At 56.6% G+C, this 16,477-nt stretch carries 9 protein-coding genes; 5 read left to right on the top strand and 4 right to left on the bottom strand.

Features of this window, described 5'->3' with window-relative positions:
• Window positions 1-189: 189 nt before the first annotated feature.
• Window positions 190-3,405 (bottom strand): choice-of-anchor D domain-containing protein, encoded by a 3,216-nt coding sequence (locus VO84_RS15960; protein ID WP_058188552.1) that lies wholly within the window; start codon window positions 3,403-3,405, stop codon window positions 190-192.
• A 1,870-nt stretch (window positions 3,406-5,275) separates the two neighbouring features.
• Here VO84_RS15960 and VO84_RS15965 point away from each other — a divergent pair.
• Both VO84_RS15965 and VO84_RS22900 read left to right on the top strand, forming a co-directional pair.
• Complete coding sequence (locus tag VO84_RS15965) at window positions 5,276-5,746, top strand: type II secretion system protein (protein WP_058188553.1); 471 nt, start codon at window positions 5,276-5,278, stop codon at window positions 5,744-5,746.
• Between the two features lie 2 nt (window positions 5,747-5,748).
• A complete protein-coding gene (locus VO84_RS22900) occupies window positions 5,749-8,088 on the top strand; it encodes an SDR family NAD(P)-dependent oxidoreductase (protein ID WP_197414059.1) in 2,340 nt (779 codons plus the stop codon).
• Here VO84_RS22900 and VO84_RS15975 read toward each other — a convergent pair.
• Together VO84_RS15975 and VO84_RS15980 are read right to left on the bottom strand one after the other, a co-directional pair.
• On the bottom strand, window positions 8,046-8,732 hold the full coding sequence (locus VO84_RS15975; RefSeq protein WP_231737988.1) for an urea amidolyase associated protein UAAP2: 687 nt from the start codon (window positions 8,730-8,732) through the stop codon (window positions 8,046-8,048). The two genes, VO84_RS22900 and VO84_RS15975, sit on opposite strands and share 43 nt — an antisense overlap.
• Window positions 8,733-8,815: 83 nt before the next feature.
• Complete coding sequence (locus tag VO84_RS15980) at window positions 8,816-9,841, bottom strand: Vgb family protein (protein WP_058188554.1); 1,026 nt, start codon at window positions 9,839-9,841, stop codon at window positions 8,816-8,818.
• Window positions 9,842-10,383: 542 nt separating this feature from the next.
• Between VO84_RS15980 and VO84_RS15985 the strand changes: the two genes are divergently transcribed.
• From VO84_RS15985 to VO84_RS15995, 3 genes are all read left to right on the top strand, one after another.
• On the top strand, window positions 10,384-12,249 hold the full coding sequence (locus VO84_RS15985) for a CRTAC1 family protein (RefSeq protein ID WP_408033309.1): 1,866 nt from the start codon (window positions 10,384-10,386) through the stop codon (window positions 12,247-12,249).
• Window positions 12,250-12,310: 61 nt separating this feature from the next.
• Window positions 12,311-14,686: a tetratricopeptide repeat protein gene (locus VO84_RS15990; protein ID WP_058188556.1), complete on the top strand. Its 2,376-nt coding sequence runs from the start codon at window positions 12,311-12,313 to the stop codon at window positions 14,684-14,686.
• On the top strand, window positions 14,673-15,236 hold the full coding sequence (locus tag VO84_RS15995; protein WP_058188557.1) for a hypothetical protein: 564 nt from the start codon (window positions 14,673-14,675) through the stop codon (window positions 15,234-15,236). The genes VO84_RS15990 and VO84_RS15995 overlap by 14 nt, the downstream gene beginning before the upstream one ends.
• A gap of 22 nt (window positions 15,237-15,258) precedes the next feature.
• Here the strand turns inward: VO84_RS15995 and holA are convergent, their stop codons facing one another.
• Entirely contained in the window at window positions 15,259-16,422 is a 1,164-nt protein-coding gene (holA, locus tag VO84_RS16000) for a DNA polymerase III subunit delta (protein ID WP_058188558.1), read from the bottom strand.
• Window positions 16,423-16,477 lie beyond the last annotated feature (55 nt).

Here is a 16,477-nt window from a genome sequence, read left to right on the forward strand (position 1 = left end):
TGGCGATAATACTAGGCTAATCGCTATCCGGTGGGCAATTATTTGAGCCGTTGTAGAAGTTGTAAGTGGAGTTGTCAATTCTGTCGAAAAGGAGGAATTCTTTTTTGGAATTGCCGGGCAGATGTCCAGAGCAAAAAAATGGCAGGGACTGTTCGTGAGAACCATCCCTGCCGTGAGTGAAATCAGCGTTTACGGAATTATCGCGTTGAATGTGCCGGAAGGCGCGCTCTGATTGCCTATTGAATCGACACTCACAACGTAATACATGTAAGAACTTCCATTTACTACTGTGGTATCTGTGTAGTTGGTTGAGGCATCCAGAGAGGGATTCACAATAGAGTACGAGGAAGTGCCGGAGACTGCGCGGTAGACGTTATAGCCAACCACTGCGACGGAAGTGCTTTCCGGCGCCACCCAGTTAAGACTTACTTCGAAAGGTACCGCCTGACCTGTCCCGCTCAAGGCAACGGTCGAGGATGTTCCCGTCGAAGAGTTGCTGGTCAGAATTACCGAGCCGCTTGTCGCGCCTGCAACGGTGGGATCAAAGCCGACCGTGAGAACGGCCGTTTGTCCGGCAGTGAGCGTTAACGGAAAGCTTGCCCCGGAGAGAGTGAAGCCGGTGCCGCTTATGGTTGCGGCGCTTATCGTCAGCGAAGCCGTACCCGATGAGGTGAGCGTCACTGACTGAGAAGCAGTGGAAGCTACGTTTACTGCTCCGAAGCTCACGCTGGTCGAGCTCAAGGTCAGCTTGGCTACTCCCGCGCCCAGGCTGAGCGAAAAACTCTTCGCCGTACCGGCGACAGTGGCCGCCAGCGTTGCCGTTTGGGCCGAGCTTACCGAGGAGATCGCCGCCTGGAAGCTGGCGCTGGTCGTGCCGGCTGCAACGGTCACCGAGGTCGGCACCGTTACCGCCGTCGAGCTACTCGACAAGCCGACTACCTGACCGCCTGTCGGGGCGGCCGCGTTGAGGGCCACCGTGCAGCTATCCGTTGCCGCGCCTGTTTCCGAAGCGCTGGCACAGCTCAGGCTACTCGGTATCGCTTGTCCCGTTCCGCTCAGAGCAATGGTCGAAGTTGTTCCCGTGGAAGAGTTGCTGGTTAAGGTTAATGTGCCGCTCGCTGTGCCGGCTGTGGTGGGCTTATAGCCGATTGCGAGGGTGGCCGACTGTCCGGCAGTGAGCGTCAATGGAAAGGTTGCTCCGGAGACAGTGAAGCCTGTGCCGCTCACGGATTCTGCGCTTACCGTCACCGAGCCTGTGCCTGATGAGGTCAGCGTGACTGATTGGGAAGCCGCCGCCGCCACGTTTACTGTTCCGAAGCTTACGCTGGTTGCGCCTACGGTAAGTGTGGGTTTCGTTGTTGCGCCCAGGCTGATCGAATAACTCTTCACCGTCGTGCCTTCGGTGGCCGAAAGCGTTGCCGTTTGCGCGGTGCTCACTGCCGCGATGGTCGCTGTGAAGCTGGCCTTGGCGTAGCCGGCAGGGACGGTCATCGAAGATGGCACCGTTGCTGCTGTCGAACTACTCGACAGGTTGACTACCTGACCGCCGGTCGGCGCAGATGCATTGAGTGTAATCGAGCAGCTATCCGTCGTTGCGGTTGTTTCCGAAGCACTGCTGCAGCTCAGGCTGCTCAGTGCCGCCAGTCCGGTTCCGCTCAGAGCAATGGTCGAAGTTGTTCCCGTGGAAGAGTTGCTGGTTAAAGTTATCGAGCCGCTTGCTGCGCCGGCCGTGGTGGGACTAAATTTGATTGCGAGGGTGGCTGACTGTCCGGAAGTGAGCGTCAATGGGAAGCTTGCTCCGGAAAGAGTGAAACCAGTGCCTTTCAAAGATTCAGCGCTTATTGTTACCGAGCCTGTGCCCGATGAGGTCAGCGTGACCGATTTCGAAGCAGTCGCCCATACATTGATCGTTCCGAAGGTTACGCTAGTCGCGCTTACGGCCAGTGTGGATGTCGCTACCTTGCTCAGGTTGATCGAATAACTCTGCGTCGTCGTACCTGAGGTGGCCTTGAGCGTTGCCGTCTGCGTGGTGCTTACTGCTGCGACAGTAGCCGAGAAACTGGCGCTGGTGGCGCCTGCGGCGACGGTCACGGAAGACGGCACCGTCACAGCTGAGGTACTGCTCGATAAGCTTACTGCCTGACCACCGGCGCCTGCGGCTCCATTGAGCATTACCGTGCAGATGTCCGTCGTTGCTTTCGTCTCCGAGGCGGTGGCACAGCTCAGGCTGCTTAGGAGCGCTTGTCCGGTCCCGTTCAGACTGATAGCCGAGGTTGTTCCTGTAGAAGAATTGCTGGTCAGGGCGAGCTTTCCGCTCGCAGCCCCGGCACTCGCAGGACTAAACTGAATACCCAGTGTTGCCGTCTGACCTGCACTCAGTGTGAATGGCAGTTTGGGTCCGGAGAAGATGAAGCCGGCACCACTTATCGAGATAGCGCTCACCGTCACCGAACCTGTGCCCGCTGAGGTCAGCGTGACGTGCTGATCGCCGCCCCCCCCAACATTCACTGTACCGAAGCTGAGGCTGGTTGCGCTTAGCGACAGCGTAGACGGCGCTGCTGGGCCAAGAGCGATCGAATAAGTCTGCGTCGTCGCGCCTAAACTTGCCTTGAGCGTTGCCGTCTGAACGGTGCTCACGGCGGCGATGGCAGCTGAAAAGCTGGCGCTGGTGGCCCCTGCTGGAACGATCACCGAAGATGGCACAGCCACTGCGGATATGCTGCTAGCCAGGCTTACGGCCTGGCCGCCGACCGGTGCGGGTACGTTGAGCGTCACCGAGCAGGTATCCGTTGCAGCTTTCGTCATCGAAGAGCTGGCACAACTCAGGCTGCGCAGTAGTGCCTGTCCTGTCCCGCTCACATTTATGCTCGAGGTGGTCCCCGTGGCGGAATCGCTGGTCAGGGTGAGCGCCCCGTTCACTACACCGGCGCTCGTAGGACTAAACTGAATGCCCAGTGTTGCCGTCTGACCTGCACTCAGTGTGAATGGCAGCTTAGGTCCGGAGAAGACGAAGCCGGCGCCACTCATTGATGCCGCGCTCACCGTCACCGAGCCTGTGCCCGAGGCGCCCACCGTAAGGGACTGATCGGCACCTCCCCCAACACTCACTGTTCCGAAGTTGAGGCTGGTGGAACTCAGCGTCAGCGTAGATGTCGCCGCGTCACTGGTTCCAGATGGATTGCCCGTCGCGGTGCTCTTCGGGAGGGCCGCGCAACCCGTTACCGTCAGGTTTGCCAGGACAAGACTGCACAGGAGAGCCAGGAATGTAATCCTGGAGCATTTAATGGAACAGAAACTTGTACGGGCCAGCGCATTATTGCGCAGTGCAGAAAAGTTTCGAATATACGATGCGGCCAAATTGGAGCCATAACCGCACAAAAAGGGAAAATCGGATCTCTCTAACATAAGTTTCTCCTGAAGACGATGTCCGCCAAGACAGAACAGCAAACCGTGAAACGCTGTAATTAGGCATATCGAACGATTGGGTCACACTCATCAGCTTTTTGTTACTTCAGTCATCAACTATTTATTACCAACTCCCCAATAGTACCACAAAAAATAGCACTACAGTTCTACCTCAAGGTAACTTGGGTAATTTTTGGAGCTGCATGATGAGTTAAAACGAGTTAAAACCAAGGAGGGGGATTATTTTTTTTCTTTTAACGTCATTTCGCCGTGGATTTCTGGACCTGTCTCTTCGAAAACCATGGTTACTTCAGGAAAGTGACTTGAAAATTATGACCAAAGAGCTGTGTTTCCGGACATTCGCATAGGTATTAAAACCAAGTAATAAAGCGCTGAACAATTGCCAGGTATGGCAACATTTGCGCGGCCCACTCAAACTGCTTGAACCTGCAAACTAGGAATATGAGCGACAGGTGTTTATGAAGTATGTGTACAACTAAAGGGGAGTACAACGCAAGCGAATTTTAGGTTAAGACTGTTCGCATTTGATTCGCATAGACATAAGGGGATAAACGAGTCCTCCGACACGCAGAAGAGGCAGCCGGTTTTTACCGGGCTGCCTTTTGTTTTTTGTGCGGTATTTCGAGGCTATATTCCTGCTGCATGAGCAAAGCTTTCATTTTCAGATAGACACCGTTCGTTCAGCCGAAGCAACTACATTCTCTGAGTAGCCTGCGGCGATTACGTGAACTTCATACGAGCGATTCGGCACGCTGTATTTTCTCGAATGGTGTGATCGCGGGCGAAATTTGTGCGAACCACATCAGTAAACTTTCCGGAGATACGCTGTGCGTCCCTTATGTCACCGCATCTGGCAAGTCCATCCGTGATGAGCCACAGTCCCGTGTTTCCAGCGCGATGTTCCGCGGTCATCCAGAGATGGAGGTCTGGACGGAGGCGCCTGGATTGGATTTCTGCTGGTGAGACTGACATGCGACGAGCAGACATGTTGCGCAGAATGCGATTTGAAGGGCAAGAGCCTGCAGCTTCGACATATTCTCATGGCCTCAGAACTATGTGACGGAACGCATTGCTTTACAAAGTCAGATGCCGCCGAGGCTTTGAATCATAGACCTTGTGAAAAATTGAACTGTCTCATATTGAGAGACGCAATAATTTCACTTTTTATCATTAAGCCTTTTATTATCATTCAGATAGATAATTTTTGGATCTCGGGGTATGTCCGCTGTGCGCGGTGAAAATTCGTGTTTTATGTGAGTCTAATTCTTGTAACCCGTTCTGAATCAATGTATTGCGGGTGATTTTTGTGAAAAACGGAGTGTCTTAATGTCACCTTAGTGTGGTCTTAATGCGGCTTATTGCAGTCGGTTGCGATTTCTGAGCTGTTTACTATTTAAATATAGGAAGTTGGTTGCCAAATTTATAAAAAAATTTGCACTTTTGCCTGTAAGCGATTGTTTCTGAGATGGTTAGGAGCAATTTTCTGTGCGCCCCGGTGTGTTCGCCTTTTGTGCGTTTTTGATGGGAGCTGATCGATAAAAACTTCATTGAAAACTGAAAACGAAACGGCCCGAATCCAAGGATCGGGCCGCTATTTTTGTCTACTGATTTCAAGTATGACAGATTCCGCGAAATAATATGCAAATTGGGCGAAGTTTTTGGGGCTTTGAAATCAATGGCTTAGAAAGTATCTTTCGCTTGAGGGCTTGACAGGGAAATGAGTGGCTGCGGTTTCGCTCCGGAGCGCAAAGCGGAATGGGTCTAATTTTCGTCAGTTATAAAGGGTCATTCGGCACTGGAGCACTACGATGCGCGTACAGTGGCTTCCTGCCGATCGGGGAATGAGCACATGCCAAAGAAGCTTCACAACAAGACCAATGGACAGATGGGCCTGACCCTGGTGGAACTGGTGGTCACGGCCGGGATTCTTGCCATTCTGGCGACGTGCGCGGTGCCGATTACCCGGTATGCAATCAAGCGGGAGCAGGAGCGCGAGCTCAAATACGCCCTTGTGCAGATGCGCGCTGCGATTGACGAATATAAGAGGGCCGCGGATGCCGGAGCCTTCCAGATCAAATTAGATAGCCTGGGTTATCCGCCCGATCTCGATACGCTTGTGACGGGCGTTGAGATACAGAATAAAAAGGTGAAGTTCCTGAAGCGGATTCCGGTCGACCCCATCACGCATCAAGCGGAGTGGGGCATGCGATCCATGCAGGATGAGCCGACGACTGATTCCTGGGGCGGCCAGAATGTCTTCGATGTGCATTCCAAGTCGGACGGTGTGGGCCTGAATGGAATTCACTACCGGGAGTGGTGAAGATGGGCTTTGCCGATCCGTTCCCCTCATGGCCGCACTTTGATGAAGAACTTGTTGCGGCGGCTGAGTCTGTTCTGCGCTCGGGCAGGGTGAATTACTGGACGGGGCAGGAGGGCATGCAGTTTGAGCGCGAGTTTGCAGACTTTACAGGCTGCGCTCATGCACTGGCTGTAGCGAATGGCACGGTGGCGCTTGAGGTTGCGCTGCGTGCGCTTGGGATCGGTCCAGGCGATGAAGTGATCACTACTTCTCGAACCTTTATTGCCAGCGCGGGGGCAGTTGTGGCTGTGGGCGCGCGTCCGGTGTTTGTGGATGTGGACCCGTGGTCGCAGACCCTTTTGGTTGAGGCGATCGGCAACGCAGTTACAGCGGCGACACGGGCGATTCTTGCGGTGCATCTGAGCGGATGGCCCTGCGATATGCCGGCCATTACTGCCGTTGCGCGGAAGCATGGCCTGCGGGTGGTGGAAGACTGCGCGCAGGCGCAGGGAGCAACGCTCGATGGCAGACAGGTCGGGTCCTTTGGCGACGTTGCGGCATTTTCGTTCTGCCAGGACAAGATCATGACCACAGCCGGCGAAGGCGGCATGGTCTGCACCTCAGATGAGGGGCTGTGGAAGAAGATTTGGGCTTACCGCGATCATGGCAAGGACTTTGATGCGGTGCATTCGGAACCTAAGTCCGCGAGCTTTCGCTGGGTGCATGAGTCCTTTGGCAGCAACTTGCGGATGACGGAAGTGCAGTCGGCCGTTGGGCGGGTGGCTCTGCGGAAGGTGCCGGAGTGGATTGAGCGTCGACGGGCGAATGCGGCTTACCTGGCGGAGCGGCTGGGCGGAATTGCTGGTTTGCGCGTTCCGGCAGTGCCCAGACATGTGGGCCATGCGTATTACCGGTTCTATGCGTTTGTGCGCAGCGAAATGCTGGCTGAGGGCTATAGCCGCGACCGCATTCTCGAAGAGCTTGGGGCAGAGGGCATTCCATGCGGCAGCGGAAGCTGCAGCGAGGTTTATCTTGAAAAGGCATTTCCGGTGGAGTGGCGTCCGCCCGAGCGTCTTGCCATTGCACGGGAGCTTGGCGAAAGCAGCATTGCGTTTCCTGTTCATCCGACGCTTGGCCAGCGGCATATGGAGCGCATTTGCGATGCAGTGGAGCTGATGCTGGGACGGGCTGCGAAACACCGGCCCGGGAGTGATGGAGTTGTGCCGCGCGAGGCTTCGATTCAGCGGGCTATGAAGCTGGACGAGCTATCTAGCCTCGATACTGTGCCTGCGGAGTTGAATTGGGAGTACACAGGGGAGCACACAGGCCTGCGTGACCGCGTTGTGATGGTGACTGGAGCGGCCGGATCCATCGGCTCTGAGCTGTGTGCGCAGATTCTTCGCTCGGGGCCGGCGAAGCTTGTATGTCTCGATCAGGCCGAGACGCCGCTTTTTCATCTGCAGGAGAGACTGCGGGATCATGCGGGAGTTGAAAAGACTTTTGTTGTGGCTGACATTACTGACCGCGAGACCATGCGGCATCATCTGGTGCAGCATGGCGTTGGTGTGATCTTTCATGCCGCGGCGTACAAACATGTGTCGCTCTGCGAGGAGAATCCATATGAGGCGTTGAAGAACAATGTCTTTGGGTTGATGGATCTGCTTACATGCGCGGATGAGTGCGGATGCGATGATTTTGTGCTCATCTCCACGGATAAGGCTGTGAAGCCAGGTGGCGTGATGGGCTGTACGAAGCGCCTGGGAGAGATGGTGCTGGGGTCGAGGCCGTTTGCGCACATGCGGTGCATCTCTGTGCGCTTTGGCAATGTATTTGGATCGCAGGGAAGCGTGGTTCCGATCTTTCAGGAGCAGATTCGCCGCGGGATGCCGGTCACGGTTACGCATCGGGAGATGACGCGTTACTTCATGACGATTCCGGAGGCGGCGCACCTGCTTGTGCAGGCATATGGCGTGGGAGATCACGGCGACATTCTTGTGCTCGACATGGGCGAGCCTGTGCGCATTGTGGATCTGGCGGGAAGGCTGATTCGCGGTTTCGGCAAGAGTGAAAACGAAGTGGAGATTGAATACATTGGCATGAGGCCCGGAGAAAAGCTGCATGAAGAGCTGTTCTACGACTCAGAGACGGCGGAGCCTACTTCTGCTGTCAAGATTCAACGCGCAAAGTGCTTTCCAGCTGCGTGGCAGCAGTTGTCCGGAGAGTTGCGCGAACTGCGCGCGTGCTCGCTGACGCGGGATCACGATCGCGTTCGAGAGAAGCTGAAGCAGATCATTCCTGAGTACATGTGGGTTGCGCCGGATTATTTGGACCAGACGACGATTTCTGCCGGAGTGGGATTGTAGGCGTTGCAGGGATTGTTCAACTGCGGGCAGTTGGAGATGAGCATCAACACATCGATCTCGGCGCGCAGCTCGACGTACTTGCCTGCTTCCGAGACGCCGTCCTCAAAGGCGAGGCCGCCGTCGGGCGTGACGGGGACGTTCATGAAGAAGTTGATGTTCGCTGTTATGTCGTGTTTGCTGAACTCGATTCCTGTGGATTCAGCCCACTGAAATGCGCCCATCATGAAACTTTGGCGGCAGGCGTGCATGGGCTTTTTTTCGATGGCGTAACGAACCTGGTTCGACTCCTGGGCGCATGCGCCGCCGAGAGTGTCGTGACGGCCGCAGGTGTCGTCCACGATCGTGAGGAGTGCGTTGCCGTTGGTGGAAAGCAGCTTTGTTCCAGTTGTGAGATAGATGTTCTGCTGTTCGCGGATGGTGTCCTGTGCGCTGTAGCGGTCTGCCGTGTCATGTGCGTTGTAAAACAGGGTGTCGACGGCCTGGTTTCCTTCAAGGTCCACAATCCGCACCCGCTGACCCTTCTCAATGACGCGCGCAAAGTAGTCGCCGGCTTCCACGATGGCGCGAAAGACGGGTTCGGCCTGCTGTGTGATCTGCAGAGATGCGGCTGATTCGGTGATGGAAAGACTTATGGGGTTGGGCAAGGCCTACTCCTTCTTTATGGAAGGGAATTGAACAAACCGTGCGGGGTGGGGCAAATCTCCACGCAAAGATGGCAGTGTAGCAGCTACTTCTGGTCTGGCGGAATCCTCCATACATTTTGCTGCATGAGGTTGGAGAGCCACACGGAGCCGTGGCCGAATCGAACGCCGTCTCCTCCCTTGCCTGCCCATTGCTTTACGACCGCATTGGTCTTTGGATCTACCTGCGTTAGTGGAAAATCGAAGAGCGCGGCCCAGATAGAGCCAGCGCCGAAGGTGATCTCGCCGCCTTCGCCCTGCAGGCCGCACGGAATGCTGGCTACAACCTTGGCGGACTTTTCATCGACGCGGGTGATGGTTCCGTCGCCCTGGTTGAGCGTCCAGATGGAGCCGGCTCCGGAGGTGAGGAAACGCGGCTTGGGACCGACGGGGATGGTGGCTACGATCTTGTTCGCCCTGGGGTCTACCTTGATCAGCGAATCGTGCTCAAAGGAGGAGACCCAGATGAAGCCGTCCGCGAAGAGCGGGTTTTCCGAGCCGGAAGGGAGTTCGATGGATGCTGCAACCTTGTTTGTTGCGGGATCGATGCGGACGAGCGTGGAGGGTTTGGAGACGATCCAGACGGAGCCTTCGCCAACCGTGATGCCGCCTTCGGAGTTGGCGGGGACGACGGAGATGGTGGCTACGGGCTTGGCGGTGGCGGGATCGATGCGAAGAAGGACGTGATCTCCGCAGCTTGGAACCCAGATGGAGTCGAATCCGTCCGCCAATCCGGAGCAGGGGCGCTTTACGTCGGCGGTCAGGCCTACGGTATTGGTGGCGGGCACGAGCTGGACGACGTGGTTCAGGCGCGCGGAAGAGACCCAGACGGCATCCTTGGTGACTACGCTCCAGTCGGGGCTGCCTGCGACGGGAAAGACAGCGCCGGCGTGCAGATCGGCGAGTGGCCGCGAGACGCCGGGCTTATTGACGCCGGTTGCTACGACTCGCGGGGGACGGTTTGCCGGTGCGGCAGCCGGGGGCGATGCGGGCGTTTGAGCGGCGCTGATAGCGCAGACGGCAAGCGCCATCATGCAGGCGGGTCTGAGATAAGTGGCTTTCGACAACGGCATACGTGCGAGATCTCCACGAAAAATTGGGCGAAAGAGAACCAGATAACTGACTGAGTGCACAAAAATATCACGCGATGGCTATAGACCGCCGGGAAAGGGAATTGCTTTTTCTACTTAACCAACCAGGCCAAAAGGATCGCGTAAATATGGATATTTTCTATTGGCGGGATAGAGGAAAGAGAGCCGATAGCGATTATCTATGTTCCTCATTAGCCTTATTCATGCGAGTTTTGCTGCAGCGGAGCGGTTTGGCAGCCACCTTTCGGCTATTCCTGCCTGTATGTCTGGAGGGGTAGAATGCAATCGGCTTAAAGTCGACTCAAAGCATGCTTTTTCGCCGGTTTCTTATGCCGCGCGGTGTTTTGCTGTTGCGTTTTCTCCATCCATCGGATGAATGCGTTATCCGTCAAAGAGATGGTGACAGTGCAAGTGCGCATCAGGAAGAATCCGAAGCTAGAGACTCCCCAGCTCGTGAGGTCATTTGAATGAGGTTGTGTGCCGCAAGGTTTTCTCTGCAAGTTCTGGCTGTAGCCGGGGCGCTCGTGACGTTGTATCCACTGTGCGCTCGGGCGCAGCAGACTGAGCCGCCTGCGCAGGCGCCGCTTTATGGCGGAAAAGGCAATACCACATCTCCGCCGCAGGGCGGGTCTGCCACGGCAGGTGTCTTTGCTCCGGTGCTGGACTCAGAGAAGCGGCCGATTACCGCCGGCGGATTCGTGAAGACGGGCCCGGTTGTTTTCGAGGATATTTCGCAGAAATCCGGGCTTGCCAGCTGGAAGCACAAGATGGGAACGCCGGAGAAGCCTTACATCCTGGAAGCTATCGGCTCAGGTGTGGCACTCCTTGATTACGATCACGATGGCTGGCTGGACATTTACATTGTCAACGGCTCCACGCGCGACGCGCTCGACGGCAAAGAAGCTGCGCCCAAGGCCGCGCTCTTCCATAACAATCATGACGGTACGTTTACGAACGTTGCCGACAAGGCCGGCGTAACGAACGAGCGCTGGGGCTTTGGCGTGGCTGTGGGCGACTACGACAACGACGGCTGGCCTGATCTGTACGTGGCCAACTACGGCAAGAACCGGCTTTATCACAACAACCACGACGGCACGTTTACGGATGTGGCGGAGCAGGCCGGAGTTACGCTTGGCAACTGGTCTACCGGGCCAAGCTTTGGCGACTACGACGGTGACGGACGTTTGGATATCTTCGTCCCAGGCTATGTTCACTGGGATATGAACCGCCTGCCGATGGCTGGATCTGCCGCGGTCGGCTTTGCTAACTGTTCTTTCCGTGGTGCAACTACCATGTGCGGGCCGCGCGGCTTGCCTGGCGAGCCGGATCATCTCTTCCACAACAATGGGGACGGTACCTTTACCGACGTGAGCGAAAAGGCGGGTGTGAGCGACAAGCGCAAGTATTACGGCTTCTCGTCCACCTTTGTGGATATCAACAATGATGGCAAGGTGGATCTGATTGTCACTGATGATTCCTCGCCTAACTATCTTTACCTCAATAAGGGTGACGGAACATTTCAGGATTCAAGCTTCTTTTCGGGCTTTGCGTTGAACCAGGACGCGCGCGAGACGGCGGGCATGGGCATTGCTGTAGGCGACTACATGAATAATGGCCGGCTCGACATTTATACGACTACCTTCTCGGATGACTACAAGGCTCTTTATCGTAATGACGGCGATGCAAACTTCGTGGACATTACTCCACAGATGGGCATGGCTGAGCCCACCTATCCGTTTCTGAGCTGGGGCGATGCGTTCTTTGACTTCGACAACGACGGATGGAAGGATCTGATGTTTGTCAGCGGGCACGTATATCCGCAGGTGGACCAGCACAACTGGGGCACCTCATGGGCGGAGCGGCCCATGCTCTTCCATAACGTGAATCAAGGCAAGAAGTTTGAGATGATGCCTCCGGTCGAGGGCTCCGGTCTTGCCGATGTGATTCCCGCGCGCGGCGCTGCCTTTGGCGATCTCTTTAACGACGGCAAGATCGACGTGGTCATCAACTGCATCGACCACACGCCGGTGCTGCTGCGGAATGTGTATAAGGACAACAATCACTGGGTCGGATTTCAGCTCATCGGCGGGCCGAAGAGTCCGCGTGATGCCATTGGCACAAAGGTTTATCTCACAGTGAACGGCCAGCGCCAGCGCAGCGATGTGATGAGCGGCGGCAGCTTTGAATCCTCGAATGATTTCCGGCTTCACTTTGGTCTCGGCCAGTCCACAAAGGTGGACAAGGTTGAGATCGAGTGGTCAGACGGCAACAAGGAAACCGTAAGCCCTGCCTCGGTGGACCGCTATTTCACGGTGGAAGAAGGCAAGGGAATTGTTCCAAGCGTCTACGATAATCCGGCTACGTATAAAGCCTTCGGAAAGACGATGTGAGCGGTGGACTTGTGAAGGTAATGCGCTCAAAAAGGTCACAGAAGCACAGGACACGAAGTTCATGACCAAACATTTTTTTTCGAGGCTTATTCTGTCCGCACTGGCGTTCTCGGCGGCGTTTGCTGCCTGCGCCCAGGCGCAGGCACCACAAAGTGTGAACCCGGCTGATCCCGGTACCAGTGAGCTTGCGTCGCCGCCTGCATATTCGGCGAAGCCCAAGGACGCGCAGCCGACACCGGATACGGATGCGCAGCTGGCCGCGATGGCGCGCTTCAAAGCCCGTGCGGACGAGAAATTTACCACCGACCGCAAAGCTTTCAATGAACTCGCTTCGCCGTCCTACAACTTCCATTACGGCAAGGGCAACCCCTATACACCGGGCAACATTGCGGCGCAGGGAGTGGGTTTTATTCAGCCAGGCGCGTATCCCACTGCTGAGTATTGCGGTACGTGCCATCAGGAGGCTTATTCCCAGTGGCGGCAGGCTCTGCACTCGAATTCCTTCCGCACGCCCTTTTACCGCACCAGCGTCAATCTGCTGATTCGCGACAATATCCGCGGTATCGCGTTCGCACGCTTCTGCGATAGCTGCCACAATCCGATCGGTGTGCTTGGCGCGGCTCTTACCGAAGATGGCAAGGTTGATCGCGCCAAGTTCGATTCCGATGGCCTTACCTGCATGACCTGCCACTCGGTCACCAGCATTGGTGACGCGATGCAGGGCGGATCAGTGAACGGCAATGCCGCTGTGGTCATTGGCGTGCCCTCAGTCATAGTGGATGAAAAGGGCAACCGTATTCCAGGGCAGGTGCCCTTCGACATGATTCTGCAGCATCCGGAGCGGCATTCCGCGGCTGTGATGCACGACTTTCTGCACAAGCCGGAGTTCTGCGCCGCCTGCCACAAGGCAAACCTGCCTGCGCCGCTGAACGACTACAAGTTCATTCGTGCCTTTACCGCTTACGACGAGTGGCAGCAGTCGAAGTTCTCGCAGCGCAATCCGCTGACTTTCTACACGGCGGACTTCAAGACCTGCCAGACCTGCCACATGATGCGCAATGCCATCTCGCATCCTGACTACGGCGCGAAGAACGGGACGCTTGCTTCGCATCGCTGGCTCGCTGGTAACACGGCTGTTCCTTTCTACTATGGCTTCAAGGACCAGCTCGACAAAACCATCGAGTTCCTCAAAACGGGCAATTATCTGAATGTCGACATCCTGGCCATCAAGCGCAATCACGACGAGAAACTCATCGCGCCGCTCGGTAAAGTCTCCTATAAGCTGGATCCTAGCGATGTGGTGGAAGCGTATGTGGTTGTTCAGAACAAGAACATCGGTCACTCGCTTATCCCTGAGGTGCGCGACCTTTATGAAAGCTGGCTCGAGTTCAGCGTCAAGGATGCGAACGGTAAGGAGATTTATCATTCCGGTTTCCTGAAACCCGACGGAATGATCGATCCTCGCGCGCACAGCTTCACGAATCGCCCGGTTACGGATGAAGGCGATTTTGTGGACAACCATAAGGTGTGGACCATCCACTCCGTGGCATACGACAACACTGTGCAGGCCGGGCGCTCGGTGCTGGTGCGGTATCAGTTCCGCATGCCGGCCGATATCACGGGCGCGGTCAGCGTTACGGCAAAGGTCAACTATCGCCACCTGCGCCAGAGCTATCTCGACAACATCTTCGGCAAGGATGACCATCCGGCGTATCCGGTCGTCGAGATCGCCTCGCGCACGCGCGTGCTGAAGATCGGCGAGAACAGCCCTGAAGCCCCTGGACCAAACGACAACGAAGACTGGATGCGCTGGAATAATCTCGGCATTGCAATGCTCGATCAGTTCCAGTACAAGGAGGCCGTTGACGCCTTTAACGAGGTTGTGAAGCTGCGCCCCGACTATGCTGAGGGTTACACCAGCATCGGTCTGACGGAGATTGTGTGGGAGAAGTACGACTCTGCGCGCGGGGCCATCAATCATGCGTTGAAGCTTGATCCCGAGAGCGCACGCGCGCACTACTATGATGGGCTTCTACAGCGCCGCGCAGGCAACACGCCAGCTGAGATCGCCGACTTCCAATATGTCGTCGAGAAGTTCCCGCAGTCACGCGATGCGCGGCGCGAACTCGGCATTACTTACTACCAGCAGAAGCGCGAGAAGGATGCCGTGGAGCAGTTCGAGGCTCTGCAAGTGATCGATCCTGATGATCTGGTGGCGCATTACAACCTATCCCTCCTATATCGCCGCGAGGGCAAGATGCAGGAGGCGCGCGATCAGCAGGCCATGTTCGCCGACAAGAAAGTGGATCCGGGCGCGCCTACTTATTCGCTGAACTTTCTGCGTGCTCATCCGGAGATCTCCGCGGAGAGCATTCCGTGGCATGTTCACTCTGACATGAAGGAAGAGACCGGGGGCATGCACGATGGCGGCAAATAAATGGACCCTGGGGATCGTACTGGCCGTGGTTGCGTTGCTGATTCCTGCCAGCGCGCATGCCGCAAACAATTGCCCCTGGCTGACGGAGGCGACGGTTGGCGGGCTGCTGGGGGGCAATGCCGCGGGAGCTTATACTGCCGGGCCGGCGGTGACCACCTCAACGTCGGCTACCATCAATCCGGAGGCTGGGCCGACGGTACGGATGGATCAGCCTGGGACGTGCGTCTTTACAGATAAGGAAGGCGCGGCGACGCGCGAGCTTACCGTAACGATGGAAGTGAGCCCTGATGCGCATACCAAGCTGGCGGGTATGATGCAGGCCTGTGGCGCGAGTTCGCAGCTTCTGCAGGCGATTGGTAATGAGGCAGCCGTGTGCACGATGGATGTGCACAAAAAATCTGTCAGTGAGCGCGTTGTGGGGCGCGTACGCAATCAGATCTTCACTATCACAATATCCACGACGCTCAAGGACGATCCTGTGCTGAATACTTCTTCGCTGATGACCAGGATCTATACGGCATCTGAGCAAGTGGCTGGAAATTTATTCTGAGCGGCTGTACTCAGGATTCGATTCACGATTCAAGAGTGAGCTGGCCTGCGGCCCATGCGGATTGCGGCTTTGGCTCGGTGGCGAGATCGTAGACCAGCCGTTCCAGCACCAGCCGCTTGTCCGGCGGTGAGGAACGCAGCTCCAGATCAGCACGCGCAATCAGCCGCAGGGCGCGTGTCAGCTCTCGGCGTGATTTGTAGCGGCGCGCCTGGCGGATCAGGTCGTCTGCCGCGAAGGGCGGAATGCGGAAGCCCTGCCATAGCGCCTGCCAGATGGCGCGCGAGTCACGAACGTTTTTCTTAAGGATGACGAGCATCTGGCGGAAGGTGCGCGCCAGCATGTAGAGGTGCCCGATGGCGGCATCTTCGCCCGCTTCCGACGAGTTCAGCAGACCATGCAATAGCGCCAGTGCGCGCTTCGGCTGGCGGGCGCTGATGGCATCGGTCAGCTCATAGAGGGACCGCTGTTTTGCGCCGAGCACCATGGTTTCTACATCGCCGAGGGTAATGCGGCCGCGGCCTTGCGTGTAGAGCAGCAGCTTTTCGAGCTCGGAAGCTATCAGCATCATGTCCGCACCCAGCGCGTCCACCAGCTCACGTGCTGCATCTGGGTCGAGCTTTGTCTCGCTCTCCTGCGCGGTTGCAACGGCCCAGTGCATGGCGTCTTCTTCCGAGACGCGCGTCAACTCCACCATGGCGCAGTGCTCACCCAGCGTTTCCGTGAGGCGCTCGTAGCGGGTTTTGTCTTCCATCTCCATGCGGCGGGTGTCTGCCGGGATGCGGATAAAATCCGCGACGAAGATCAGAAGTGCCTGCGGATTTGGTGAGCGGAAATAGCGGTCGAGCGCGGCGAATTCATCCTTCTTTGCGCCGCGGTTATAAAGCTGCCGCACGTTGCGGATGAAGATCACCTGGAACGGGGCCATGAGAGAAGGCGTCTGCGCGCGGTCCAACGCTTCGAAGATGGATGTCGAGGCAAGATCGATGTCGGAGAGGCAGAAGTCCCTGAGATCGGCGGGGACAAATGCGCGCAGCACTGCGGCGCGGCAGCGTTCCTGCAGAAAGAGCTCATCGCCGGCCAGCACATAGGCCGGCTTCAGAGGATTGTTATCCTTTGCGGCGGCTTCGATTTCAGAGACGAAGCGTCCCGTGGCGGAAAAACCTGCGCCCCAGCGAGACCCGCTCAAAGTGTGAGCCTCCGGGAACTCCGACTCCGGTTGAGGATGTGCTTCATGCGTCTAC

Origin of the sequence: Occallatibacter gabretensis (assembly GCF_001449115.1) — a bacterium.
Classification (GTDB): Bacteria; Acidobacteriota; Terriglobia; order Terriglobales; family Acidobacteriaceae; genus Telmatobacter; species Telmatobacter gabretensis.